This is a genomic window from Phreatobacter sp. (assembly GCF_022843985.1).
Lineage (GTDB): Bacteria > Pseudomonadota > Alphaproteobacteria > Rhizobiales > Phreatobacteraceae > Phreatobacter.
In genome coordinates, this window is record NZ_JALHMP010000044.1 from 1 (window position 1) to 25505 (window position 25505).

A 25505-nucleotide genomic window follows, 5' to 3' on the forward strand; every position below is an offset into this window, starting at 1 on the left:
CGCCCTTCATCCCCCCTCCACCGCTCAAAAATGAACGGCGAAGCTCATGGTCCAAAGGGGTCAAAATTGAACGCCTATCCCCTCGCTCAGGGGGTCAATATTGCGTGCCGATTCACAGCGCGCTTGCACGACGTGGATGTACTGGATCGTCAAGCCGTTGCGGACGCCAAGAAAAATGGCGTGGCCCGTCCGCTCATTCAGCTCGTTGACGAGGCGGATCAGCTTGCCTTCGCCGAAGAGGTTACCATCGATCCAGTTTCCGAGCACCCGGACCCGGCTCGTCGGCACATAGCTGCGCCCCTTTGGGGTGTAGGCGAGGTAGCCAAGCTGGACGAGGCTTCGGAGTAGGACGGACGTGCTGGACTGCGGATAGCCGAGGGCTCGGCAGATCTCGACAACATTGGCCTCACGCTTCACATCATCGAAGAACTCGAGGATCTGGAGGACTCGTCCAGCTGACTTGACAACGGACGGCGGAATGGATGGCCAACTGACCTCGACCGCGTCTCCGGATTTCGACTGATCGGTGCCCGAGCAGTCCTCCAGCCCTGCAACGCCCTCCCCGTACAGCGCCTCCATCACACCCCTCCCAATCGTCGCCCCTCGAACGCCGCCTTCTCTGGGCGAACACTTCGCAGCGACTATGGCAGGATGCCAGTGTCGTATGAAACCCGTCATTTTGGGGTATCAGCGCCCGCTGAAGATGGCCTTCCGCCTCTCGAGGAAGCTGGCAAGCCCCTCGGCGGCATCCTGGCTATCCAGCAGCCGCTGCTGCTCCGGGCCAAGATCGAGCGTCGCTGCGGCAATTCCCTCTCTCAACGCCTTGCGTGCGTTGCGAAGGGTGGTCTGCACCGCGAGCGGCGCCTGCTGGGCGATCGTGAGGGCGATGTCGAGCGCCACTTCATATTGCCGCCCGGGCGAGACGACCTCCTGCACCAGCCCCAGCCTCTGGGCTGTTCGAGCATCAAATTCGTCGCCGGTCAGCAAGTAGCGCATCGCACCTCCCCACCCAGCACGCTCCACGAGCCTCAAGGTGGCGCCGTGGTTCGGGAAGATGCCACGCCGCACTTCGATCTGACCGAAGCGGCAATCTTCGGACGCGACGACGATATCCGCCGCGAGCGCCAGCTCGATGGCGATGGTGAAACAGATCCCCTGCAGAGCAACGACGATGGGCTTCGACCTCAGAGGCGGGAAGAGGTCGAAGGGATCCACGAGACCTGCCGGCGTGAGATGGCGCCCTTCGTGCAACAGGCCCTGAAACTGGTCGAGTTGCAGGCCTGCGCTGAAGTGGTCGCCTTCGGCATGCAGAAGCCCGACCCGCAGGTTAGGATCATCTTCAAGCCGCTGATAGGCCGCAGCGAGCTGCTTCATCATGAGAAGGCTGAAGGCGTTTCGCTTGTCGGGCCGGGAAATGCCGACCATCAGAACATGACGGTCCGCATTGCATGTAATGCGACCTTCGGAGGCAAGCGATGCCGTCATGTAACGCTCCGAAAATCCGGTGCCCGCTTGTCCAGGAACGATCGCAGCCCTTCCTCGAACTCCTCGCCGATCGAGCCGGCCATGAATGCTGCCGCCTCGGCCTGGAGTTGCGCGTCCAAGCTATTGTGACGGGCCGCATGGAGCAGGGCCTTCGATCGGCCGAAGGCCCTAGTTGGCCCATCAGCGAGTTGCTGGGCCAACTGCCGCGTACGGGCTTCAAGCTCATCGGGTGGGCACACCCAATTGACCAGTTCCAGGCTGAGTGCCTGCGCCGCGTCGAAACGGTTACCAAGCATGATCAGTTCGGCTGCCTTCTTGGGGCTCGCGAGCTGAGCGAGAACGTAGGACGCCCCCGAATCCGGCGTTGCGCCGATCCGCGAGAAGGCCATTGTGAAGAATGCATCGCTCGCGGCGATGGCGAGGTCGCAGGCACCGACGAGGCTCAGCCCGGCGCCCGCGACGGCGCCTTGGACGCTGGCGATGACTGGCTTCGGCATCGTGGCGATGCGCCGGAATGCCGGGATCGTTTGCGCCAGGATGTCCTCATAGAACCGCTGCCGCGCTCCGCCCTGAAGCTTCAAGCTTTCCGCGAAGTACTTGACGTCGCCGCCGACTGAGAAATGCCTGCCGGATCCTCGCAGGACGACGCAGCGAACCTCGCGATCCTCCTCGGCGGCGCGTAGTGCATCGCCGAGCCGTGCGGCGAAAGCGAGGTCGATCGGGTTGCCGACCTCGGGACGGTCGAAAGTGATCCATCCAATGTTTTCTTCGATGCGGTAAAGGCCCTCGGCCATGGACGAGCTTCCCGGTTGAGTGAAGCATTCATGGCATGGCCTCGGCAATCATCGGGTTGGGATTGTCAGAAAACACCTATCTGATGATTGGCGATCGAGGCCCTCCCATCGTTGAAGAAGGCGGAAGCGGTGCTCTAGCGTTCGCAGCGGTGATCATGCCGAACTGTCGAGCGGCCCAGACACCGCATGAGGATTGCAATGAACCCGATGTCGCTCTCAGGACGAAATGTGATGGTCACTGGCGCGGCTCAGGGCATCGGCCTGGCCATCACGAAGGCTGCCATTGACCTTGGAGCGCGAGTCTTGATGCTCGACATGAACGCAGACCAGTTGGAGGCGGCAGCGACCGATTTGCCGCGCGACCGGGTGAGGCTTGCAGCGGCAAGTGTCACGGACGCAGCTGAGGTCCAGCGGATCGTGGAAGAAGCCGCGGCGGCATGGGACGGCGTTCATGGACTCGTGAACAATGCCGGCATTTCCCGGCCCGCCATGTTCGACAAGATGACGATCGACCAGTGGAACGCGGTGATCGCGGTGCATCTGACAGGCGCCTTCTACTGTACGCAGGCGGTGGGCAGGGTCATGATCTCCCGCGCCAAGGCGGGTGAATTGATCGACCGGTCCATCGTTAACATCTCCTCGGACGCCGGTCGCCAGGGCACGATCGGTCAAGTGAATTACGCAGTCGCCAAGTCCGGCATTCTCGGGGCGACGATGAGCGCGGCGCGTGAATGGGCGCGTTACGGCATCCGCGCCAACAGTGTCGCCTTCGGCTTTGTCGACACGCCGATGACCGAGAAGCTGCGAACCGACGAAAAGCTCCGCGAAACGTATCTCGCGCGAATACCGATGGCGCGCTGGGCCTCGGCGGAGGAGGTCGCCATTCCGGTGTGCTTCCTTCTCTCCTCCGCCGCTTCCTACATCACCGGACAGCACCTGTCGGTGAATGGCGGCAGCCAGATGAGCGCCTGAGCTCGCTCGGACTCCTCCTTTCCTCTCGCGGTGACCCAAATGGCTTCAACACTCTCCGGACTCCTCGTCCTAGACATGACGCGGGTCGTAGCGGGCCCCCTTGCGACCCAGACCCTCGGCGATCTCGGTGCGGACGTGATCAAGATCGAACGACGTGCGGAAGGCGATGACGTCCGCCGCGTCGGTCCCCCTTGGCTGCCTGACCCATCCGGTACCGCCACGGATGAATCGACCTACTTCCTGAGCGTCAACCGCAACAAGCGCTCGCTGACGGTCGACTTCACCACCGCAGAGGGGGCGGAGCTGATCCGCTCCATCGCCGCCAAGGCCGACGTCTTTGTCGAGAACTACCGCGTCGGCACACTCGCCAAGTACGGCCTCGGCTATGAGGATCTGAAGGCCGTAAATCCGCGGCTCGTCTATTGCTCGGTCACCGGCTTCGGCCAGTCCGGACCCTATTCCAGCCGCTCGGGCTACGACCTTCTCGTCCAGGCGATGGGCGGCATGATGGGCGTGACCGGTCTGCCTGAGGGAACGCCCGGCTCTGAACCGATGCGCGTCGGAGTGCCTATTGCCGATATCTGCACGGGCCTCAATGCCACGATCGGTATTCTCGCCGCGCTCCGGCATCGCGACCAAACTGGCAAGGGGCAGCATGTCGATGTCTGCCTGCTGGAGTCCCAGATTGCAGCGATGCTGAACCCGTTCTCCGCTTGGTTCAATGCGGGCGTCCAGATCAAAAGGACCGGCAACGAGCATCCAAGCGCCTCGCCCTATGGCGTCTACCGTGCTTCCGACGGTTACCTTCTCATCGCAACGTTCAACGACAGGGAGTTCGCGCGCCTAGCCGACGCCCTAGGTCATGGCGAATGGAAGACGGATCCCCGGTTCGCGAAATCAGGAGAACGTGTGGCCAACAGGCCGGTCCTCGCGGACCTGCTCACCGCAGTGCTCGCCAAACGAACGCGGGACGAATGGGTTGAGTTGCTCAATGCCGCGACGGTGTCCTGCGGACCCATCAACGACATGAAGGACATTGAAAAGGACCCGCAGATCCGTGCGCGCGAGGTGGTGGTGAGCGTACCTCACGGTCTCGCGGGAAAGGTAAAGGTCGCAGCCAGCCCCATCCGCTTGTCGGATAGCCCAGTGACCTACCGCCATGGTCCGCCGCTCGCAGGCCAAGATACTGAAGCGGTGTTGGGCGATGTGCTCGGCCTCGGCGCCGCCGCCATCGCGGATCTGCGCGCGCGCGATATCATCTGACGCCGCCCATGCAGTTCGCACTCACCGAGGAAGAGCTTCTCATCCGCGACACCGCGCGGACCATGGCGCAGGAGATTGCCGCGCCGCTGGCGCCCGTCCTCGACCGCGGCGAGGGCCGCGACCAGTTCCTGAAAAACCTCAAGGTCTTCGCCGAGGCGGGGTTCATGGCGGTCAATGTCGATGCCGCCTTCGGTGGCACGGAAGCCGGCACGGTGGCCTTTGCGCTGGCCATCGAGGAACTCGGCTATGCCTGCGCCGCCACGGGGGTCACCGCCTCCGTCACCAACATGGTGGCCGAGGTGATCCAGGCGGTGGGCTCGGAGGCGCAGAAGCGCGCCTATATCCCGAAGATCGCCGACGGCACCTATCCCGCCGCCGGCTTCTGCCTGACCGAATCCGGCGCCGGCTCCGATCCCGCCGGCATGAAGACCCGCGCCCGCCGTGACGGCGATCATTTCGTGCTCGACGGCGAGAAGATCTACATCACCTCGGCCGAATATGCCGGGCTCTTCATCGTCTGGGCGGTGACCGACCCGGAGGCGCGGAAGGGCAAGGGCATTTCCTGCTTCCTCGTCGAGGCCGGCACGCCGGGCCTGTCCATCGGCAAGGCGGAGAGGAAGCTCGGCCAGCATGGCTCGGCCACCAACACCGTGCATTTCGACGGCTGCCGGGTGCCGGCGACGGCGCTGATGGGCAAGCTCGACGACGGCTTCCGCATCGCGGTGGGCGAACTTGCCGGCGGGCGCATCGGCATCGCCGCGCTCTCGCTCGGCATCGCCCGCGCCGCCATGGACGCGGCCAAGGCCTATGTGAAGGAGCGCCGGCAGTTCGGCCAGGCCATCGCCGATTTCCAGGGGATCCAGTGGATGGTGGCGGACCGCGAGACCGAGCTCGAGGCGGCGCGGCTCCTCATCCTGTCGGCGGCGGCGAAGAAGGACCGCGGCGAGCCCTTCGGCCGCGAGGCCTCCATGGCCAAGCTCTTCGCCTCCGAGGCGGCGGGGCGGGCCACCGACACCGCCCTGCAGCTTCACGGCGGCGCCGGCTACTGCGCCGACTATCCCGTCGAACGGCATGTGAGGGATGCACGGATCACCCGCATCTATGAGGGGACGAGCGAGGTGCAGCGCCTCGTCATCGCCCGCGACACCTTCCGCCAGTAGGCACGCGCAGGCGTGCGGGGAGAGCATCATGAAGATCAAAACGCGCATCACCGAACTACTCGGCATTCGTTACCCAATCATCCAGGACGGGATGCAATGGGTTGGACGCGCTGAACTGGCAGCAGCCGTATCGAACGCTGGAGGCCTCGGGGTTCTGACCGCCCTTACGCAGCCCACCCCAGAGGCATTGGCGGCTGAGATTGCCCGATGCCGGACCATGACTGACCAGCCGTTCGGCGTGAACCTAACGATCCTGCCGACTACCAACCCGCCGCCCTATGAAGCATTCATCGACGCCATCATCGAAAGTGGGGTGAACGTCATTGAGACGGCCGGCAACAGTCCCAGGGAATTTATCGTCAAACTCAAGGCAGCGGGCGTCAAAATTGTCCACAAATGCACATCGGTACGCCACGCGCTCTCTGCCGAACGCAATGGTGTCGATGCGATCTCGATCGATGGCTTTGAATGTGCGGGACATCCAGGGGAGGACGATGTCGGCGGGCTTGTCCTTTTTGCTGTTGCGGCGCGACGGGTGCGCATTCCCCTGATTGCCTCCGGCGGCATCGCCGACGGGCGCGGCATGGCGGCAGCGCTCGTTCTAGGAGCCGAGGGTGTGAACATGGGCACTCGGTTTTGTGCGACAAAGGAAGCTCCCATCCACGACGACATCAAACGAGCGCTGGTCACCGCGGGAGAGCGCGAGACCAATCTGATTTTCCGGTCTCTCCACAACACCGGTCGCGTGCTGAAGAATGCGGTCTCGGACGAGGTCGTTTCTCTTGAACGTCGAGAGGGCGGCGCGACCTTTTCCGACATCCATCATCTGGTCAGCGGTGCGAGGGGCCGTCAGACCCTAGAATCCGGGGATGTCAACGCGGGTCTGGTCTGGGCCGGTCAGGTGGTGGGGCTGATCGAGGATGTACCGACGTGCGCCGATTTGCTGGAACGCATCGTCAGCGACTGTGGCGAAGCCCTCGGAAAGGGGCTTTCGTACTTCCAGGGGTGAGCCGATAGCGATCGCGCCGCAGGAACGAGCAGTAGTGGCGAATGCCCCGAGGCAGTCTTCTGCGTTCAATCAATGACCTGAGAATGGACCAAGACCACGGGAGCCCACCAGAGCGCGCATAAAGGCGGTAGGGCAATGTCGGCATTTGCGGCGCGAAGCAGTCGATGTTGAGGCGGATGCGCTGAGCGCGCGGTCCTGAAGCCAGCAAAGAACAAGACAGACCTCATAGGCCTTCCTTCGGGATCCGAACCCCCGGACTGACCCCCCTGCCCTCCTCCCAAGGGTTGGCTTCGGCCTGCGGTCGTCCGGGTGCTCACGTCGCCCCGTCGATCTCGTAGAGACTGACGCCGTGGGCATCGATGGCGACCGTGACCGGACCCATCTCCTCGACCTCGAGGCGCACCAGCCGGTAATGCATCAGCATGTCGGACCAGCCGACCTCGACGACGCGACGGATGGCCTGCGTGTGCAGGGCCGCGCCGCCACCGAGAAACGAGAGATAGACCCCGCCGACCTGGCGCAGCGCCTCCACGCAGGGCCTGTCCAGACCGCCCTTGCCTCCCACCGCATGCCAGTTGAAGCCGGTGATGAGCGTCGGCATCAGGGCGTTGAACCGGGTGCTGGTCGTCGGGTTGATGTAGTGGAGCTGCAGCTCGCCGTCCTTCTCCTCGCTGTAGCTGCCGAGATGGAAGACCGAGGCGCCGGTCAGGTTCATCGGCATCGGCTCGACGCCATTGAGGCAACCGATCAGGCGGTGATGGGTGGGAAGTCCGGCCGTCACGACGATCTCGCCGCTCATGATGACCATGTCGCCAGCGCACAGGGACCGGGCGGATTCGGCCGTCAGGGGAAAGGTAAGGCGGTGCGTTCTGATCGCCATGACCTACTCGATGATCTCGACGCGGCCGTCGTTGTACAGCCGCGCGCGCGTGCGCCGGTTGATCCAGCAGTTGAACGTCACAGCCACCGGGGTAAAGCCGTGGCCGGCGGCATAGTCCACATGGACCGCGGTCGCGGTGCTGTCGCCGCCGGTGCCCATCGGGCCGAAGCCGGTGCGGTTGACGGCCGCCAGCAGGCGCTCCTCCATGGCGGCCACCATGGCTTCCGGGTGGGGCTGACCGATCGGCCGCAGCGTCGCCTCCTTGGCGAGCTTGCAGGCGTAATCGAAGGTGCCGCCGATGCCGACGCCGACGACGACGGGTGGGCAAGGCTGGCTGCCCGCCTTCCGGACGACGTCGAGGACATAGGCCTCGATGGTCGGCAGGTCGGGGAAGCTGAAGATCTCCATCGCCGACCAGCGGCCCGAGCCGAGAGCCTTGGGCGAACAGGTGATGTCGATGAAGTCGCAATCGTCGACCATGTCGAAGGTGACGATCGGCATGTGCCGGCCGCTATGGCCGCGCTCCAGCGTCAGGGGATTGGTGACGTGGGGCAGGAGCGGCGGCTGGATGCTGGCGACCAGGTCCGCGAAGCCCTCTACGATGGCCTGCCGTACATTGCCGGAAAACCGCACCTGCGTGCCGACTTTGATGACATAGACCGGCACCCCGGAATCGGAGCAGACGAAGCGCCAGGACTGCTCGGCGGCGTCGGCGCTCCTGATCATGGTCCGCAGCGTATGGCGCGCCGTTTCGTTCGTCTCGATGCCGTCTGCCTTGCGCAGCGCCACCTTGGAATCGGCCGGAATGAACCGGAGGGACCGGTCGTAGAGGTCCGCCGTGACGCGTTTGATGGTGTCGAAGCCGATCCCTGTCATGGCGTCAGAAGCTCGGCTTCCGCTTTTCGGCGAAGGCGCGCTGCGCCTCGCGGAAATCGTCGGTCGTCGCCAGCATCGCCGTCTGCGACTGTTCGAACTTGTAGCCCTCCTGCAGCGGCAACCCCTCGGTGATGAGGAAGGACTTCTTCGCCGCGCGGACGGCGGCAGGGCTCTTCGCGGCGATCTCGCGGGCAATGCCAAGGGCAGCCGGCAACATCTCGTCTCGCGGCAGCGACACTGACGCGACATTCATCCGCAGCGCCTCCTGGCCCGAGATCCGTCGCGCCGTATAGACCATCAGCCGCGCATCGGACTCGCCGAAATGCCGGCGGATATGGCTGACGCCGCCGGCAAGCACATAGTCGACCTCGGTCATGGCGAGATAGGCCTCGTCGGCCATCACCACGATGTCGCAAACGAGCGCCAGGACGCAGCCTGCACCGATCGCGGCGCCGTTCACCGCGGCGATCACCGGCTTCGGGCATTCCATGACGCAGTTGAAGCCCTCGCGGACATTGCGGCCATGGGTCGGATAGGCTCCCGGAACCTTCGGATCGGGACGGTCCTTCAGGTCGGCGCCGGCGGAGAAGATCTTGCCCGCGCCGGTCAGCACGATGGCGCGGACGTCCGCCCTCTCTCCCAGGCTGTCGAAGAGCCGGGTGATCTCCTCGCGGAAGGCGCGGTTCTGCGCGTTCACCGGTGGCAGCGTGATGGTGACAGTCGCCACATAGTCCGCAACCTCGACCGAAAAGGCGCTGTAGGTGTCCGTCATGGAGAGGCTCGCTTGGCTGGTTCGAATTGGTAGAGATGCTGCGGATTGTCGACGAGGATCTGACGGACGAGCGTCTCGTCCCGCGTCCATGTGGCGAAGAGGTCGAGCATGGCGCCGGCGTCGGGCGCGGGCTCCAGCCGCACATAGGGCCAGTCCGAGCCCCAGAGCAGACGATCGGGATTGGCGGCGATCAGGGCGTCATGGAACGGCCTGGCATCGGCATAGGCCGGAAAGGCCTTGCCCACCCGGCAGACCGACAGCTTCACCCAGACCGCCCCATCGCGGAGCGCGTCGCGCACGGCGCGGAAGGCCGGCGCATCCGGCCCCCCGGCCAGGTCCGGGCTCGCCATGTGGTCGAGAACCAGCGGCAGCCGCAGTGACCGCAGCATCGCGAGATGGTCGGCACAGGTCTCGGCGCTCGCCCAGAGCTGAGCGTGCAGGCCCAGGGCCCGCATGCGCGGGGCGAGCCTGATCAGGCCGTCAAAACCGACACTGCCCGGATAGCGCTGGCCGGTCGGGGCGCGCATCTCGACAAAACGCAGGCCTCGGACGCCGCGCGCCGCCCAGTCCGCGAGCGTCGCGTCGCTCACGTCCTCATCAGCGATGGCGATGGCCCTGAGGGCGCCGTCCGCCCCGGCGACGGCCGCCAGCATCGCCGCCGGATCCATGCCGTAGGGCGCGGGCTGGACGAGCACGCCGCGGCTGATGCCCATGGTCGCGCGCGCGGCGGCGTGAACCGCGTCGGAGGCGGCCGGCAAGGGATAGGTCGAGGCCTGGCTGGGCGGGAAGGTGTCGAACGGCCCGAAGACATGGCTATGGGCATCGCAGGCCCCCGGTGGAACCGCGAGTCGGGGCACGGTGACCGGTGGCGCCGGTGCCGTCGCCGTCACGGGCGCCTCGCCGCCGGCAGGCAGGTGAGGCCCTCCGCCGCGATCGGCATCAGCGGCGGCGTGCTGCCTTCCGGCACCGGGATCTCGTGCACATTGAGCGTCATCGAGACCATCGTGTAATAGCCGATCACCGCGGTCAGCTCGACCACGCCGCGCGCGTCGTGACGCGCGACGATGCGGTCATAGACCGCCTGCTCGACCGTGCCCGTCATCTGCAATTGCCTGGCGAATTCGTAGATGTCGGCTTCGGCGGCATCGGCGAAGACAGGCGCCTCCCCGGCACGGATGGCCGCGATGACGGCCGGCGCGATGCCCGCCGTCTCGGCGGCCCTGGCATGGACGAGCCATTCGACCTGGCTGGTCCAGCGCCGCGCGGTGACGATGATCGCCAGTTCCTTGCAGGCCGGTGGCAGGCAGGTGCGGAAGCGGATGTACTCGCCGAAGCCGGACCACAACCGGGCCAGATCCGGGCTGTGAATGACCGCTCTCAGCGGCCCGATCACGGCACCGCGCGGGCCCGCCACGGCAGCGTCGTAGATGCGTTGCTGCTCCTCGTTCATGTCGGCGCGGCCGGGGAGTGGAATGCGCGGCATCAGATGATCCCCTTGCCTCTCAGGACAGCGATCTGGTCGGCGCCGAGGCCCAGTTGCGCGAGCGCGTCGTCCGTATCTTCGCCGAGAAGCGGCGCGGACCGTGGAAATTCCAGGGGCGCGTTCTCGAAACGCAGCGGGCTGACGACGTGGCGAACGCTCCCGGCCTTGGGGTGGGGCAGATCGCGCACCATCTCGCGGTGCAGGATCTGCGGATCGTTCAGGACCTGCGGGACGGAATTGATCGGTGCCGCGGGAACGCCTTCGACATCGAGACGCGCGATCAGGTCATCGCGATTGAATGTCATGAACCGGCCGCTGAGGAGCGCTGTCAGCTCGGGATTGTGCCTGACCCGGGCGGCATTGCTGGCGAACCGTTCGTCGCTGGACCACTCCGCATGGCCGAGCACCTCGCAAAGCTTGGCGAACTGTCCGTCATTGCCGACGGCGAGCACGAAGAAGCCGTCGGCGCAGGCGAAGACATCCTGCGGCTGGATGTTGGGATGACGGTTGCCGCCGCGCTGGGGGCTGTGCCCGCCCACCAGGTGGTTCATCGCCTGGTTCGCGAGGAAGGCGGCTTGGACGTCGAGCATCGCCAGGTCGATCACGTCGCCAACGCCGGTACGGTCGCGCTTGGCGACCGCGGCGAGGACGGCGACGGCGGCATACATGCCGGTCATCAGGTCGACGATGGGCACGCCGACCTTCTGCGGTCCGCCGCCGGGTTTGTCGTCACGTTCCCCGGTGACGCTCATCAACCCGCCCATAGCCTGAATCGCGAAATCATAGGCGGCCTGATCTTTGCGCGGCCCGTCCTGGCCGAAGCCGGTGACCGAACAATAGATGAGGCGCGGGTTGTCCGCCCGCAGGCTGGCTGCATCCAGCCGGTAGCGCTTCAGCGTCCCGGCCTTGAAATTCTCGATGACGATGTCGGCCTGGCGCGCCAGGCCGCGCACGATCTCCTGGCCCTCGGTGGTGGCCATGTCAACGGTCACCGAGCGCTTGCCGCGGTTGACCGAGAGGAAATATCCCGATTCCTTCGTCACCCCGCCCTGGCTGTCCTTCAGGAACGGCGGCCCCCAGCTGCGCGTGTCATCGCCGACGCCGGGACGTTCGATCTTGATGACGTCGGCACCGAGATCCGCGAAGATCTGGGTCGCCCAAGGAGCGGCCATGATTCGGCTGAGATCGAGCACCTTCAGGTGCGCGAGGGGCCCCGTCCGTTCACTGGCCATCGACGATGACCGTTGCCCGCGCTGAATCGCGCGCATTGAAGGTCTCGTGCCAGGCTGCCAACTGCGGCCGGGACGCGCGCCAGGCGAGATCGGCGAACCGGAAATCGACATAGGACAGGCAGCACCCGACAGTGATCTGGCCGATCGCGAAAGGGGTCTCGCCCAGCCGTGACGCGGCCTGTTCAAGCCGATCGAGGCCGGCGCCGACGCGCAGGGCGAAACTCTCCAGCAGCGCTCCCGTCTGCCGGTCGGTCGGCTTCTCGCGTTCGTTCCGCCACAGGATCAAGAGGTCGAGCAGCCCATTGGCGAGCGCGTGGTCGGTCATGGCCTGCCACCGCGCGTCTCCGGCCGGCGGGAACAGGCGATGACCACCGGCCCGGAAGTCCAGGTACTCGCAGATCGTCAGAGAATCGAACAGCACTCGGCCGTCATCCAGCACCAGGGTCGGAATCTTGCTCAGCGGGTTGTCCACCATGATGTCCGGATTCGGCTTCGTCATCATGGCGACGCTGCGTACCAGGGTCATCGCATCGGCCAGCCCCAGCTCGTGGGCAGCGACCATGACCTTGCGCACGAAGGGCGAGCGCGGCGACCAGTGCAGTCTCAAGGTGGGCTCCTCGATCCGATCGCTCGGATCACGCAATAGGCTATAACTCTGTACAAACAGCCTAACGGAGCTTCATGTCAAGCCTGACGAGGTCACCGCGATAGATCCCATCGGCGACCAGGATGATGAAGCCCTCGCGATCGACAGCCGTGCGCTGGACGAGGGCGACCGGTGCGTTCAGAGGCAGGCGCAAATGCTCCGCCGCCTCGATGTCGGCACTGCCGATGGTCAGAGTCTGCTGCGCGTCGGTGATCTCCACCCCCGGCAGGTCCGCCACCAGCTTGAGCGCCGTCTTGGCGCGGATGTCCTCCTCGGTGATCCGGTCCATCAGCCGCTCGTCGACAAAGACATCGGCCAGCAGGAAGGCCTGGCCGTCGCGCGAATGGAGCCGGCGCAGATGACGATAGCGCGCGGCCGGCGTGCCAATGGAATGGGGGAAGTTCACCGGCGATTCGCCTGATCTGTCAGCGAGTATTGCGATCGTCGCGCCCTCGCGGGCGCGCAAGAGACCGGCGAAGTTGGTCTCCATTGTCAGCCACATCTGGTCCCTCGGCCGTCGCCGGACGAAGGTCCCCTTGGCCCGCAAGCGCTCGATCATCTCCTCTTTCTCGAGCATGCCGAGGGCCTGGCGCAGGGTCGCGCGGGCCACGCCCGTCTCGGCCGCAAGAGCGTCGACGGTGGGGATCTGTTCGCCGACCTTCCACTGCCCCGTCTCGATCCGTCGGCGAAACATTGTCGCGAGCTGGATGTAGCGGGGAATGGGGCTCTGGCTGAGGCTGTCCATGGCAGTTCCAGGTGGGCGGTACGACACTTCAGAGGCAACCCCGCTTGACAAAGGTCAATGATATAGACTTTTGTCAAAGGAGCAAAGAACAAAGGGGAGAATACGACATGGGAGCGCCTTGCCATATCCACCGGACGCGGCTTCATTCGCGCCGGCTCGCCATGCTGGCCGGCTGCCTGCTTGCGACGGCGCTGATCGCCCCCGCCACGGCACAGAATTTCCCGGCCAAAGCGATCACGCTGGTCGTGCCCTTCCCACCCGGAGGTTCGACGGATATTGCGGGACGTGCGCTCGGCGAGAAGATGTCGCAGATCCTTGGGCAGCCGGTCGTTGTCGACAACCGCCCCGGTGCCGCGGGTGCTATTGGCATCCGGGCGGTCGCCACGGCAGCGGCCGATGGCTACACGTTGGGTGTCAGCGGCATTGGTCCCTCCGCCGTGCTCCCGGCGCTCGGCCGCGAGATCGGCTACGATCCCTCCAAGCTTACCTATATCGGGCATATGGGTTCGACGGCGCTGATGCTCGGCGCGCGGCGAGACCTAAACGTGCGGAACCTGGCGGATTTCGCGGCCTTGGTCAGGTCGCGGCCCGGTGGACTGAGCTTCGGAACATCCGGGGCCGGCTCGCCTGGTCACATAGCCATGGAACTGCTTCTGCACAGGATGGGTCTAAGGATGAACCATGTCCCCTACCGGGGGAACGCGCCTCTTCTGAACGACGTCGTCGGGCGACACGTGGATTTTGGGATCTTGACCATGCCTGGCACCCCCGAGCACGTGAAGGCCGGTTCGATTGTCGGGATCGTCGCGCTCGGCGGCGAGCGAACCAAGGATCTGCCGGACCTGCCCACAGTGAGGGAGGCGGGAGTACCCGATTACGCGTTCGAGCTTTGGAACGTTCTGGTCGGCCCTCCCGATTTGCCGCAGGCGATCGTTGATCGGCTCGCAGCCGCTCTCGCAGCGGCCATGGCCGACCCGGACGTGCGGGCAAAACTTGAGGCGAGCAGCATCATCCCGGTCACGATGTCACCCGCGCAGTCCAAGCAACTCGTCGATCGGGAGAGGGCTATCTGGCGCGATGCCGTGACTTCAACCGGCATTAAAATCGACTGACTCCACGCTTTCTGCACGATGCAGCCGTCAAGATAAGACCCCCCGATAGCATTCTTGTGCGTATCGGGGATGATCCCCTGCCCGAATACCGCCGAGGCATCGAAAGTGCGCGAACTGGTTAACTTCGGGGACGTTGCGATAGACCTCATCGCGGAAGGGGCGGGACCGCCTGTGGTGCTGTTACCCTCCCGGGGGCGGGACTCCGACGACTTCGATGCAATCGCCGAAGGCATCGCAAAGGCAGGGTTTCGGGTGCTGCGCCCGCAACCGCGAGGTGCCGGCCGCAGCATCGGCCCCACCTGTCGCCTGCGCATGCAGGATCTTGCCCGAGATGTCGCTCAGATTGTCGAAAGAGAGAACAACGCGCCAGCGGTGATCGTAGGGCATGCCTTCGGCAACTGGGTCGCGCGCATGGTTGCGACGGACCACGGGCATCTCGTTCGCGGCGTCGCACTCATGGCGGCGGCGGCGAAATCGTTTCCAGGAAGCCTGCGCGCGGATGTGCAGCAATCCGCCGACGAGACCCTGCCTCGCGCGGTCCGGCTGGCCGCTCTGCGGCGCGCCTTCTTCCATCCTGATCACGATCCTTCGGTCTGGCTGTCCGGCTGGGCGCCGGAAGCCAACCGTATCCAGGGCATAGCGTCGGCCGCGACCGAGCAAGCGGAATACTGGCAGGCAGGGGGAGTACCGATGCTCGACATCGTCGCGGATTCCGACCCGTTCAAGCCGAAGGACAAGTGGTTCGAAAGCCGAGAGGAATTCGGCAACCGTGTGACCGTCACTATCATCCCCCGGGCAAGCCATGCCCTCGTCCCTGAACAGCCGGAGCTGGTGGTCGATGCCGTCGTGGGCTGGATCCGCCAGTTGCCCTAGAGCCACGAAGGAGCACGACATGACCGACTGGCAGCCACCGAATCGCTGGCCCCCCCTGCCCGAAGGAGTCCAGCCGGCCGTGCCCATCGATGGTTATCCCAATACCTGGACGTTCACACCGGCCTCGCCCCCCTATTCCCGCCCGCTGACACGTACCGAGGCGACGGGACCTCTGGAGTTGTGGCGCAAGCTCCCGTGTGGAGACAACAATCTAGCGGTACTGGCGCCCGGCAAGATTGCCCTCGGCCAGTTTATCCGGATCTCCGGGCGCATCCTCGGCGAGGACGGTCGGCCGGTTCCCGGCGCGATCGTGGAGCTTTGGCAGGCCAATACTGCGGGGCGCTATGCGCATTCCCACGACGACAGCAAGGCGCCGGTCGATCCGCATTTTCTAGGCCATGGCCGCGTCTTCTCGGACGAGACGGGTGGCTACACGTTTTTCACGATTAGGCCTGGAGCCTATCCGGTGCCGGTCAAGGACACCTGGTGGCGTCCGCCACACGTCCACTTCTCCGTTGTGGGGCCCTCGTCGCTGTCTCGTCTGGTGACCCAGATGTACTTCCCGGGCGATCCGCTGAACGATTGGGATCGCATCCTGAACTCCATCCACAATCCGACCGCCCGGATGCGGCTGGTCGCGCGGCAGCTTCATCCCGCAGAAGTCGGTGACGCCTTTTTGGCCTATCAATTCGACATCGTGCTGCGCGGGGCACTGGCAACCCCGGAGGCATGAGGTCATGAGCTCGGACATTCTTCTTCCGCTCTCTTCCCACACGATTGGCCCATTCTTCCCGCCTCGATTCTTCGCGAAAGCCGACAATGACCTCACGCGGATATCCCGGGATGCGCCTCCCACGACGCAGGGGACCCGCTACATTCTCGTGGGCACCGTGATGAAGGAAGGCCGCGTTCCCGTTCCGAACGCGATCCTCGAACTGTGGCAGGCGGACGCTGGCGGTCGGTTCCGCCATCCGCTCGATCCGGATTGTGAACAGGCGGATCCGGATTTCCTGGGGTGGGGTCGTGACTGGACGGATCTGTCAGGGCGATACAGCTTCCGCTCGGTGCTTCCTGGCGGCTATCGCGACGGGACTACGCGACGTGCTCCACACGCCAACTTGACGGTGATGGGTGCAGGACTGATGCGCCCCGTCTCCACAACCGTCTATTTTCCTGATTTTCCCGCAGAAAACGCCAAAGATGCCGTACTCAAGATGCTCCCCGACTCGGCGCGGTCACGCCTCGTGGCGACAGAACGACCACGCGAAGACGGGGCGCGGGTCTTCCACTTCGACGTGCTGCTGCGCGGATCGCCGGAGGACGAGACGCCGTTCTTTCAGGATTGAACGCTGGATCCTCCCCCAAGGTGGTTCAACAGCGAGGTGCTCTGGCTGGCTGTTCTATCACGGCAAGGACGCGACGCCGGCCTTCGAAAACTGGGCTGACGGCGCAACCGACCTGACGATCATCCCGCTCAACATGGCGGAGCCAATCCTCATCGTGCGCGGCAAGCATGCCGCTCACGGCCTCGGCTTCTCGCCGCACGGTGCAGGGCGCAACTTCTCGCGCTCCCAGCACAAGCGGATGCAGGGCAGCCGGACGAACGAGGAGATCTTCGCGGAAGAGACGCGCGGCATCGACGCACGCTTCTTCTCGGGGTTCACCGACATTTCAGAACTTCCAAGTGCCTATAAGAATGCGGCGGCTGTGCGCGCGCAGATCGAACGGTCCGGCCTCGCAGAGATCATCGACGAGGTGCTGCCCAACGGCTGCATCATGGCTGGCGACTGGGACGCCAATGCGCCGTGGCGACGAAAGTGAGAGGCGCGGAATATGGCCCGGGCGCAAGAGGCAGGATCGGAACCAAACGTGCCAAATGACACCGGCGGGCGGGAGAATTCCCGTGCGCCGGCATTGAGTGGGGGATCGATGCCGACTCATTGCTGTAGCGCCCGATGCGCGGCCAACGCGACCGTCCTGCGGCACGAATGATGTCTGCTGTTGGCTAGCAGCGGAATGTCCGCAAAGGAGACGCGAAGCTGCTGCGCGGTGATATGATCTCGACCGGATGCGGCATCCTTTGGAGGATGCGTTATGAGCAGAGAGACATCATCCGAACAGGTTCGGCACGCGTGGAACTCGGGGCTCTTGATCGGCGCCAAACCGCCGCTCAAGCCGAAAGACATTTGGGCCATCCGGGCCCAGCTCCGACACCAGCAGCGCATACGCGACCTTGCGCTGTTCAATCTCGCGATCGACAGCAAGCTGCGGGGTTGCGATCTGGTGCACCTCCGCGTCGCTGACGTGGTTCTGGCAGGCAGCGTTCGGCCCCGAGCTTCCGTCGTGCAAAGCAAGACTGGCCGACCCGTTGTCTTCGAGCTGACGGAGGCGTCGCGAGAGTCGGTGCTGGGGTGGCTGCGAGTTCGCCCTCAGCGAAATGGCGATTGGCTCTTCCCTAGCCGAAGCAAATCGGGACACGACCCGGAACTCATTGGCGCTGCAGCCAAAACCGACACCACTCCTCAGGGGTATGCTGGGTTGGAAACCATCGGGAAGAAAGCCAGCTGCTCAATAGCAGACGTGCTGAAGGCCGCCATCGCTGGTGAGTTCCAAGGGATCGCATGCAGGCCAGAAAACCGGCGGATCGACGGGCTGGAATTCGATGTCCAGGAAGCCAAAGTGCTGGCTCGTGGCGAGCCTCTCCCAGGACTGCCTGCGAACGAACTGATCGCATACTGGAAGGTGAGTTACCTCGTCGTGAAGGCGCTGATCGCGCACGGACATCTTGAGACCCAGCGCGCCCGGCACCCAGCACACAAGGGGTTCGTCACCGTAATTCCGTACGAATCGATCGAGCGGTTCGAGCAGAACTACGTTCACATCCGTGACATCGCCGATCCAAACGACCGCAAATGGTTCAAGACCCGTAGTTGGCTCTCTGAGGCAAGCGTCCCCCTAGCCTTCGAGCCGCTTCTGATCGATGCGCCATTCTATCGGCGGGCCGACATTCCGCGCTGATCCCACATCAATTCAAGAAGCATGAGTGAGCCGGGCTTTGCCCGGCATTTTTGTTTTTGCGTACCTCGACGCCCCGCCTGAGGCAATTGATTTGGGATTTCTGAGGAAGAACATATCGCTCGCAGCAGAATTTCACGAGTGATTTCAATGTGGGGCGAGGAGAAACAATAGGGCCCCTAACAGTGAGGGTGTCAGGCGAGAATGTCGACCCCCACGGCCGTGGGCGCGGCCGCTATGGACGCTGTCGCCACCGCCAGGCCGCCGGCGGCGCCCAGTCCCGCCTGCCCGGCGGGGCCCACCTGTCCGGTCTCGGCGGCAGCCCTGTCGAGATCGTCGACCGCCCGCGTCATGGCACGCGCGCTGGCGTCGAGTCGCCGCTCCTCGCCGTCGCCGCCCTCTTCGGCCTTCATGCGCCGGGCGGCCTCCTCGATCAGGCGCTTCGCCTCGCGCGCCGCCTGTTTGAAGTCATCGATCGCCTCGCGCTCGCTCTGGGCCTTGGAATGCCGGCTGGAGAGATCGACGGCGGCGGCCTGATAGGCTTCGGCCGCCTTTTCCTGGTCGGTCTTCGCCGGGTTCGCGGAGCGAGTCGCCGGTTCGCCGGCCTTCTCACCGGCGCCGGCATTGGCATCAGGGGCGTCATCCACCGCTGCAGCGGTCTCCGCCGGGGCCACCCTCTCACCCGCGCCGGCCTCCGTGCCTCCCGCAAACCCGCCTTCGCCGGGCGAGGCCTCGGCGGCCGCCCCGGTCTGGTCGCCGTTGGCCTGAGCCGGCGGGCCAGCGATCGCCCCCGTGGCGGCGGCGCCACCTTCGACCTTCAGCGCCGCGCCGTATTCGCGCGCCGCCTGCTGGATTTCCCGCGCGATCTGCTTCGCCTGCTGCGCCATGGCCTTCGGGTCGCCGGCAAACATGCGGAGCATCTGTAACTTGGCCCGGGCCATGTCGAGCCTCTGCTTGGCCGCCGCCTTGCGGTCGGACACCATCGACCGCTGGGCGTCCTGCAGCTGCAGAATGGTATCGTTGGCCTTGCGGCGGCGATCGACGACGTCCTTCGGCAGGTCGAGAATCTGGGTCAGGGAATCGAGCGACCGGTTGGCCTGGCTATGGGCCTGGGCGCTGGCGCCACGTGCCGTCGCCAGGCTGGCGATATTGCCGATCGGGCCACGCATGAGCGCGGCCAGTCCTGTCAGGTTTCCGCTCATCCCGCTGCCCGTACCCCGGTGGATCGTGGAACAATGAAATCATCGACCACGAAACAAAGCGTTAACCTTAACCAATGGCTGCGACCCTTTTGCGCAGCCGCCCGGCCGCTGGCGGGCGCGTCGCGCGGCGGCGGCGCGGACGGCAAGGCAGCGCGGAAATGCCTTGGAAAAGATGGTATTGGCAGATTCTTCGACCCGGAGGGCGCCGCATCGGCGCCTGGGCCTGCCATCCCCCGGGCTGCCCCGGCGAGCCCGCCGACCGGATGACTGCGGCCGCGACCACCGGCACGGTCGGACCCGCCATCGGCTAGACGCGACGGGGTCGGTTCCTATAGTGCTGCTCGACAAGAGCCGGTCACGGCCACGATCGAGTGATCCATCCAGAGGAGCGACCCATGACCATTTCCCGCCGCCATCTCCTGGCCGGTGCAGCAGCCCTGCCCGCCATCCCCTCCCTCGCCTTCGCCCAGACCCGCGATCCCAGCTGGCCGGCCAATGTCACGCTCGGCACCGCCTCGGTCGGCGGCACCTATTTCGTCTATGGCCAGGCCTGGGCGAGCCTCGTCGGCCAGAAGATCGGGCTGCAGATCAACACGCAGCAGACCCAGGGCCCGAACCAGAACATCCTCCTGGTCCAGGACAAGCAGATCGACCTCGGCATGACCACGATGGGCGTGGCGCTGCAGGCCTGGAACGGCACCGGCGAATGGACCCGCGGCCGCAAGATGCAGGACGTGCGCGCCCTCTTCCCGATGTATGACACGCCGTTCCATTTCGCGGTGCTGAAGCGCTCGGGCATCACCAATGTCCAGCAGCTCGCCGGCAAGCGCGTCGGCGTCGGCCCCCGCGCCGGCACGCCGGGCACCTATTTCCCGCTGATGTTCCAGGCGCTCGGCGTCCAGAACGTGACGATCCGCAACGGCCAGGCCTCCGACATGGGCTCGCAGCTCGGCGACGGCCTGATCGACTGCTTCGCCTTCGCCGCCGGCCTGCCGATCGCCGCCTACACGGAACTGTCCAACACCCAGGACGTGGTGTTCTTCGGCTTCTCCGACGCCGACGTCGCCAAGATGCAGGCTGCCATGCCGGAGCTCTCGCCCTCGACCATCCCGAAGGGCACCTACAAGCAGATGGCCGAAGACCAGAAGACGGTCGGCCTGTTCAACTTCGCCATCGCCAACAAGGCGACCCCGGACTCGCTGGCCTATGCCATCGTCAAGGCGGTGCACGAGAACCACGAGGCGATGGTCAAGGGCCATTCCGCCGCCGTCGAGACGATCCCGCAGAACGTCTCGAAGAACACCTTCCTGCCCTTCCATCCCGGCGCGGCGCGGTACTATCGCGAGAAGGGCATCGCGATCGCTCCCAACCTGGTCGGCTGACCCGTCACCGCGTCCGGTTGATCGCCGGCACACGCCCTGCCGTCCCTCCGCGGAACGGCAGGGCGTAGTACTGGCGACGAATTCGGCCGGGAGGCCGAAACAGGTCCACGCCTGCGAGCGAATGGACGTTAGGATGGCTGGGGGAACACGGGCATGGCGAAGACCGACGCGGGCATCGACGATACCGACGACAAGCCCGTTGTCGTTTCCGAGGAGGAATTCGCCGGCCTGAAGCGCACCCTCGCCGGCATCGAGCGCCACCTCTTCGTCATCGCCGCCGCCGGCTTCACGCTGTACCACATCATCGTCCTGAACCTGTTTCCGCAGGAGGCGCTGCTCTTCCGCGCCACCCACGTCGCCTGGGCGGCGGTTCTCGGCTTTGCGCTCTACCGGCCCTTCGCTTCGGCGGGCGCCGACCGCGTGCCCTGGTACGACTGGGTGCTGATCATCCTGTCGATCCTCTGCTGCGCCTACATCTACTGGGAACTCGACGGGCTCTTGTTCCGCGCCGGCGCCGTGCCGGACCCGATGGATGTCTGGGTCGGCCTGATCGGCACGCTCATCGTGCTGGAATTCTCGCGGCGGACGGCAGGCCTAGCCCTGCCGATCATCGCCGGAGTCTTTATCCTCTATGTCTTTATCGGTCCCTGGCTGCCGGGCGTGCTCAACCATCGCGGCTTCGAATGGGGCCGCTTCTTCGCCTATATCTATTCCGACCTCGGCATTTTCGGCACGACGACGGAAGCCTCGTCCAATTTCATCGTGCTCTTCGTCGCCTTCGGCGCCTTCCTGCAGGTCTCCAAGGTCGGCGACTATTTCAACGATCTCGCCCTCTCGCTCTTCGGCCACCTGCGCGGTGGACCGGCCAAGGCGACGATCGCCTCCGGCGTGCTCTTCGGCTCCATTTCAGGCTCTTCGGTGGCCAATGTCGCCGCTTCCGGCGCCATCACCATCCCGATGATGCGCCGCGTCGGCTATGACCGCGCCACCGCCGGCGCGGTGGAGGCGACCTCCTCGACGGGCGGCCAGATCACCCCGCCGATCCTCGGCGCCGGCGCCTTCCTGATGGCCGAGATCACCGGCATCCCCTATTCCGATATCGCCTTCTCGGCGATCATTCCCTGCGTCCTGTTCTATGTCGCCTGCTACACCCACGTCGAACTGCATGCCCGGCTGCACAATCTGAATGGCCTGCCGCGCAGCGAATTGCCGCCGCTCCTCGGCCTCCTGAAGAAGGCCTATCTCTTCGCCCCGCTGGTCATCATGGTCTGGCTGCTGATGTCCGGCTACTCGGCCTTCCGCGCCGGCTCGCTGGCCATTGTCTCGGCCATCGTCGTCAGCTGGCTGGACCGCCAGAACGCCATGGGGCCGAAGCGCTCGCTGGAGGCCCTCAACATGGCCGCCCGCGATTCGCTGCAGCTGATCTCGGTCTGCGCCGCCGCCGGCATCATTGTCGGCGTCATCGCCCTGACCGGCATTGGCGGGCGCTTCGCCCAGCTCCTCCTGCAGCTCGCCGGCGAGAACGTGCTGCTGGCCATGATCTTCACCATGGTCGTGGCGCTGATCCTCGGGATGGGCATGCCGACGACAGCCGCCTATGCCATCGGCGCGGCGGTGCTGGCGCCGGGACTGCAGCGGCTCGGCGTCGCCCCCCTCGTCGCCCACATGTTCATCTTCTATTTCGCCGTCGTCTCGGCCATCACGCCACCCATTGCCCTGGCCTCCTTCGCCGCTGCGGCGATCGCCAAGGCCGATCCCTGGAAGACCGCCTTCATCTCGGTGAAGATGGGCCTCGCCGTCTTCATCGTGCCCTTCATGTTCTTCTATTCGCCGCTGCTGCTCGGCCAGGGCACGCTGCTGCAGATCCTTCCGGTCCTCGCCACGGCGCTGGTCGGCGTCATCCTGCTTGCCTGCGCCACCGAGGGCTGGTTCGGGCGGCCGATCGGCTGGCCCCTGCGCGCGCCACTCTTCGTCGCGGCCATCATGCTGATCGTGCCGGAGACCATCACCGACATCGTCGGGATGGGGATCGCCGCCGGCATTTTCGTCGTCGCGCGGATGACCCGCGGGACCTCGGCCGCATGACCCGGGCCCCGTCGAAACCGACACTCGCACTTGTCACAGGGCGGCTGTAACACTTCCCGCAGAGGCCCCGTAACAAGCATAGGTCCGACGTTGAAAGACCGGAACGACGACTGGAGTGCCTGGATGCGGGCAGGGCTGGCCGGCGACGAGGGTGCCTACAGGCGCCTTCTGCGCGAGCTGACGCCCTTCCTGCGCACAATGGCCCGTTCCGGCCTGGCAAGGGCCGGCCGCCCCACCGCCGAAGCGGAGGACATCGTGCAGGACGTGCTCATCGCGATCCATACCCGCCGCAGCAGCTGGATTGCCAGCGAGCCGCTGGTGCCGTGGATTCGCGCCATCCTCAAGCACAAGCTGATCGATTTCCTGCGTCGCCGCGGCACGACCGGCCATATCGACATCGACACCTTCGCCGAGGTGATCGCCGCACCGGCAGAGGAGCCGGGGATCGCCACCCGCGATGTCGTCAAGCTGGCCGAGAGCCTGCCGTCAGGCCAGCGGGCGGTGATCCGCGCCATGTTCGTCGACGGCCACAACACGCAGGAGACGGCCTCCGCTCTGCAGATGAGCGAGGGCGCCGTCCGCGTCTCCCTTCACCGGGGCCTTGCCGGCCTCGCAAAGATGCTCCGCGGGAGCATATGAGTGCCATGAAGACCGACGACCTCATCACCGCCCTGTCCCGCGACGCCAAGCACACCGGCCCCTCGGTCCATGGCCGCCTCGCCCTGGCCGTCGCCCTCGGCTTCGCATCGGCCTTCGCCCTGATGATGGCCACGCTCGGCATGCGGCCCGACGTCACCGCGGCGTCGCGCAACATGCTGTTCGACCTCAAGATCCTGCTGGTCGCGACGCTCGCCATCGCCGCCGTCGCACTGGTGCGGGCGGCGGCGCGCCCGGAGGCGGCACTGCCGAAGGTCGTCCTCCTGGTGCCTGCGCTCATCCTCATGTTCGCCATCGGCCACGAGGTCGCCACCCAATTGCCCGCGGCGCTGCCGCGCCGGCTGGTGGGCGACAAGTGGGCCGTCTGCCTTGTCGCCATTCCCCTGCTCGGCGCCCTGCCGCTGGCGGCGATCCTCACGGCCATGTCGGCGGCCGCCCCGCGCAATGCGACCCTCGCCGGCGCGCTGTCCGGCCTCGCCGCCGGTGCCATCGCGGCGACCTTCTATGGGCTGCATTGCACCGACGACTCGCCGCTCTTCGTCGCCACCTGGTATTCACTGGCCATCGGCATGCTGGCCGCCGCCGGAGCCGGCATCGGCCGGCGGGTGCTCGCCTGGTAGGGGCGGAACGGACCCCGCCTCAGGGCTGGTGACGGCGCGACTGCTGACATGACGCGCCGGCCGGAGGCGTCCATAATGGTGCCTCATCGCAGAGGCCCTCATTCCATGCACACCGAGCATCACCGCCCCGTCGGCAAGGGCGACCGCGTCTTCCTCGTCGACGCGTCCTCCTTCGTCTTCCGCGCCTATTTCCAGTCCATGAACCAGGACCGGAAGTACAATGCGCGCTCGGACGGTCTGCCGACCGGGGCCGTGCGGCTGTTCTCCACCAAGGTGCTGCAATTCGTCGAGGAGGGCGCACTGGGCGTGAAGCCGACCCATCTCGCCATGATTCTCGACAAGAGCGAGAACTCCTTCCGCAAGGAGCTCTACCCGCTCTACAAGGCGCACCGGCCACCGCCGCCCGAGGATCTCGTGCCGCAATTTCCGCTGATGCGGGCGGCCATCCGCGCCTTCGGCCTGCACGCCATCGAGCAGGACCGCTACGAGGCCGACGATCTCATCGCCACCTATGCCGACGAGGCCTGCGCCCGCGGCGCCGACGTGCTGATCATCTCCGCCGACAAGGACCTGATGCAGCTCGTCCGCCCCTGCGTCGCCTTCTACGATCCGGAGAGCGGCATCAGGGGCAAGCCCGGCTACCGCCCCGAGCGCCTGCTCACCCACGGCGACCGCTTCGAGCGCTGGAACGTGCCGCCCGACAAGATCGGCGACGTCACCGAATATTGGGAAGGCCTGCCGCCGGAGAAGATCGTCGACATCCAGTCGCTCGAAGGCGACACCTCCGACAATGTGCCCGGCGCCCCCGGCATCGGCCGCAAGACGGCGGCCCAGCTGATCACGGAGTATGGCGACCTCGACACGCTGCTGGCCCGTGCCCACGAGATCAAGCAGCCCAGGCGCCGCGAGACCCTCACCGACCCCGCGGTGATCGAGAAGGTGCGCATCTCGAAGCAGCTCGTGCAGCTGGTGCGCGACGTCAAGGTCGAGGTCCCCCTCGACGAGACCGGGCTCGTCAAGCCCGACGGGCGGAAGCTCATCGCCTTCTTTAAGGCGCTGGAATTCACCACCATCACCAAGAAGGTCGGCGAGCTCTACGGCGTCGACCCGGCCAAGGTCGATCCCGATCCGGCTCTCGCGGCAGGCTCCAGGACGCCGGTCGTGGCGGTGGCGGCGGCCGAGGACGGAACGCCCGCGCCGGCCGCCGCCGACCCCGGCGCGCCGACGCCCCAGCTGCTCGCC

The 25505-nt window shown here is 65.7% G+C and carries 25 protein-coding genes and 2 pseudogenes; 15 read left to right on the plus strand and 12 right to left on the minus strand.

Features of this window, described 5'->3' with window-relative positions; genetic code table 11:
- Positions 1–60: 60 nt before the first annotated feature.
- The 3 genes from Q0C57_RS20230 to Q0C57_RS20240 all read right to left on the minus strand — a co-directional run bounded on the left by Q0C57_RS20230 (position 61) and on the right by Q0C57_RS20240 (position 2279).
- A complete protein-coding gene (locus Q0C57_RS20230) occupies positions 61–579 on the minus strand; it encodes a helix-turn-helix domain-containing protein (RefSeq protein ID WP_296579487.1) in 519 nt (172 codons plus the stop codon).
- 108 nt (positions 580–687) lie between these two features.
- On the minus strand, positions 688–1485 hold the full coding sequence (locus Q0C57_RS20235) for a crotonase/enoyl-CoA hydratase family protein (RefSeq protein ID WP_296579490.1): 798 nt from the start codon (positions 1483–1485) through the stop codon (positions 688–690).
- On the minus strand, positions 1482–2279 hold the full coding sequence (locus Q0C57_RS20240) for an enoyl-CoA hydratase-related protein (RefSeq protein WP_296579494.1): 798 nt from the start codon (positions 2277–2279) through the stop codon (positions 1482–1484). The genes Q0C57_RS20235 and Q0C57_RS20240 overlap by 4 nt, the downstream gene beginning before the upstream one ends.
- A gap of 198 nt (positions 2280–2477) precedes the next feature.
- On the opposite strand from Q0C57_RS20240, the gene Q0C57_RS20245 reads away from it, so the two are divergent.
- The 4 genes from Q0C57_RS20245 to Q0C57_RS20260 are packed head-to-tail and all read left to right on the plus strand — an operon-like array spanning position 2478 to position 6683.
- Positions 2478–3251 (plus strand): SDR family NAD(P)-dependent oxidoreductase, encoded by a 774-nt coding sequence (locus tag Q0C57_RS20245; RefSeq protein ID WP_296579497.1) that lies wholly within the window; start codon positions 2478–2480, stop codon positions 3249–3251.
- A 39-nt stretch (positions 3252–3290) separates the two neighbouring features.
- Positions 3291–4514: a CoA transferase gene (locus tag Q0C57_RS20250; RefSeq protein WP_296579500.1), complete on the plus strand. Its 1224-nt coding sequence runs from the start codon at positions 3291–3293 to the stop codon at positions 4512–4514.
- 8 nt (positions 4515–4522) lie between these two features.
- The gene (locus Q0C57_RS20255; protein ID WP_296579503.1) at positions 4523–5674 is read left to right on the plus strand and encodes an acyl-CoA dehydrogenase family protein; all 1152 of its coding nucleotides are present in this window, start codon (positions 4523–4525) and stop codon (positions 5672–5674) included.
- Positions 5675–5702: 28 nt separating this feature from the next.
- Positions 5703–6683, plus strand: a complete 981-nt coding sequence (locus Q0C57_RS20260) for a nitronate monooxygenase family protein (protein ID WP_296579506.1) — start codon at positions 5703–5705, stop codon at positions 6681–6683.
- Positions 6684–6996: 313 nt separating this feature from the next.
- On the opposite strand, the gene Q0C57_RS20265 is transcribed toward Q0C57_RS20260, so the two are convergent.
- From Q0C57_RS20265 to Q0C57_RS20300, 8 genes are read right to left on the minus strand one after another with little or no spacing between them, the layout of a single operon-like run.
- On the minus strand, positions 6997–7563 hold the full coding sequence (locus Q0C57_RS20265) for a fumarate hydratase C-terminal domain-containing protein (RefSeq protein WP_296579508.1): 567 nt from the start codon (positions 7561–7563) through the stop codon (positions 6997–6999).
- Positions 7564–7566: 3 nt separating this feature from the next.
- The gene (locus Q0C57_RS20270; RefSeq protein WP_296579509.1) at positions 7567–8439 is read right to left on the minus strand and encodes a fumarate hydratase; all 873 of its coding nucleotides are present in this window, start codon (positions 8437–8439) and stop codon (positions 7567–7569) included.
- Positions 8440–8443: 4 nt separating this feature from the next.
- Positions 8444–9211 (minus strand): enoyl-CoA hydratase/isomerase family protein, encoded by a 768-nt coding sequence (locus tag Q0C57_RS20275; RefSeq protein ID WP_296579513.1) that lies wholly within the window; start codon positions 9209–9211, stop codon positions 8444–8446.
- Positions 9208–10101, minus strand: a complete 894-nt coding sequence (locus tag Q0C57_RS20280; RefSeq protein WP_296579516.1) for an amidohydrolase family protein — start codon at positions 10099–10101, stop codon at positions 9208–9210. The genes Q0C57_RS20275 and Q0C57_RS20280 overlap by 4 nt, the downstream gene beginning before the upstream one ends.
- Positions 10098–10694 carry a carboxymuconolactone decarboxylase family protein gene (locus Q0C57_RS20285; protein WP_296579518.1) on the minus strand — a complete coding sequence of 199 codons (597 nt, stop codon included), beginning with the start codon at positions 10692–10694 and terminating at the stop codon, positions 10098–10100. Before Q0C57_RS20285 ends, Q0C57_RS20280 begins: the two co-directional genes overlap by 4 nt.
- Positions 10694–11926, minus strand: coding sequence for a CaiB/BaiF CoA-transferase family protein (locus Q0C57_RS20290; protein WP_296579521.1), 1233 nt, complete (start codon positions 11924–11926; stop codon positions 10694–10696). Before Q0C57_RS20290 ends, Q0C57_RS20285 begins: the two co-directional genes overlap by 1 nt.
- Complete coding sequence (locus tag Q0C57_RS20295) at positions 11916–12569, minus strand: glutathione S-transferase N-terminal domain-containing protein (RefSeq protein WP_366937863.1); 654 nt, start codon at positions 12567–12569, stop codon at positions 11916–11918. The genes Q0C57_RS20290 and Q0C57_RS20295 overlap by 11 nt, the downstream gene beginning before the upstream one ends.
- A 25-nt stretch (positions 12570–12594) precedes the next feature.
- Entirely contained in the window at positions 12595–13317 is a 723-nt protein-coding gene (locus tag Q0C57_RS20300) for a GntR family transcriptional regulator (RefSeq protein WP_296579527.1), read from the minus strand.
- A gap of 44 nt (positions 13318–13361) precedes the next feature.
- Here Q0C57_RS20300 and Q0C57_RS20305 point away from each other — a divergent pair, with 44 nt between their 5' ends.
- The 6 genes and pseudogenes from Q0C57_RS20305 to Q0C57_RS20330 form a co-directional block, all read left to right on the plus strand.
- Positions 13362–14429 (plus strand): tripartite tricarboxylate transporter substrate binding protein, encoded by a 1068-nt coding sequence (locus tag Q0C57_RS20305; RefSeq protein ID WP_296579529.1) that lies wholly within the window; start codon positions 13362–13364, stop codon positions 14427–14429.
- Between the two features lie 105 nt (positions 14430–14534).
- Positions 14535–15302: an alpha/beta fold hydrolase gene (locus Q0C57_RS20310; RefSeq protein ID WP_296579532.1), complete on the plus strand. Its 768-nt coding sequence runs from the start codon at positions 14535–14537 to the stop codon at positions 15300–15302.
- Between the two features lie 19 nt (positions 15303–15321).
- Positions 15322–16035 carry a protocatechuate 3,4-dioxygenase subunit beta gene (locus Q0C57_RS20315; RefSeq protein ID WP_296579535.1) on the plus strand — a complete coding sequence of 238 codons (714 nt, stop codon included), beginning with the start codon at positions 15322–15324 and terminating at the stop codon, positions 16033–16035.
- Between the two features lie 4 nt (positions 16036–16039).
- On the plus strand, positions 16040–16648 hold the full coding sequence (gene pcaG, locus Q0C57_RS20320) for a protocatechuate 3,4-dioxygenase subunit alpha (RefSeq protein WP_296579538.1): 609 nt from the start codon (positions 16040–16042) through the stop codon (positions 16646–16648).
- A 49-nt stretch (positions 16649–16697) separates the two neighbouring features.
- Positions 16698–17123: pseudogene (locus tag Q0C57_RS20325) on the plus strand (RtcB family protein); the annotation flags it as partial.
- Between the two features lie 273 nt (positions 17124–17396).
- Positions 17397–17777: pseudogene (locus tag Q0C57_RS20330) on the plus strand (tyrosine-type recombinase/integrase); the annotation flags it as partial.
- A gap of 734 nt (positions 17778–18511) precedes the next feature.
- On the opposite strand, the gene Q0C57_RS20335 reads toward Q0C57_RS20330, so the two are convergent.
- A complete protein-coding gene (locus Q0C57_RS20335) occupies positions 18512–19486 on the minus strand; it encodes a hypothetical protein (protein WP_296579541.1) in 975 nt (324 codons plus the stop codon).
- Positions 19487–19914: 428 nt separating this feature from the next.
- Here Q0C57_RS20335 and Q0C57_RS20340 point away from each other — a divergent pair, with 428 nt between their 5' ends.
- From Q0C57_RS20340 to Q0C57_RS20360, 5 genes are all read left to right on the plus strand, one after another.
- Positions 19915–20901 carry a TAXI family TRAP transporter solute-binding subunit gene (locus tag Q0C57_RS20340; RefSeq protein WP_296579543.1) on the plus strand — a complete coding sequence of 329 codons (987 nt, stop codon included), beginning with the start codon at positions 19915–19917 and terminating at the stop codon, positions 20899–20901.
- A gap of 153 nt (positions 20902–21054) precedes the next feature.
- Positions 21055–22986, plus strand: coding sequence for a TRAP transporter permease (locus Q0C57_RS20345; RefSeq protein WP_296579545.1), 1932 nt, complete (start codon positions 21055–21057; stop codon positions 22984–22986).
- Positions 22987–23076: 90 nt separating this feature from the next.
- Entirely contained in the window at positions 23077–23625 is a 549-nt protein-coding gene (locus Q0C57_RS20350; RefSeq protein WP_296579546.1) for a sigma-70 family RNA polymerase sigma factor, read from the plus strand.
- Between the two features lie 5 nt (positions 23626–23630).
- Entirely contained in the window at positions 23631–24263 is a 633-nt protein-coding gene (locus tag Q0C57_RS20355) for a DUF1109 domain-containing protein (protein ID WP_296579548.1), read from the plus strand.
- Between the two features lie 105 nt (positions 24264–24368).
- Positions 24369–25505: 5'-3' exonuclease H3TH domain-containing protein (locus Q0C57_RS20360; protein ID WP_296579550.1), on the plus strand; the 1137-nt coding region annotated here is incomplete at its 3' end.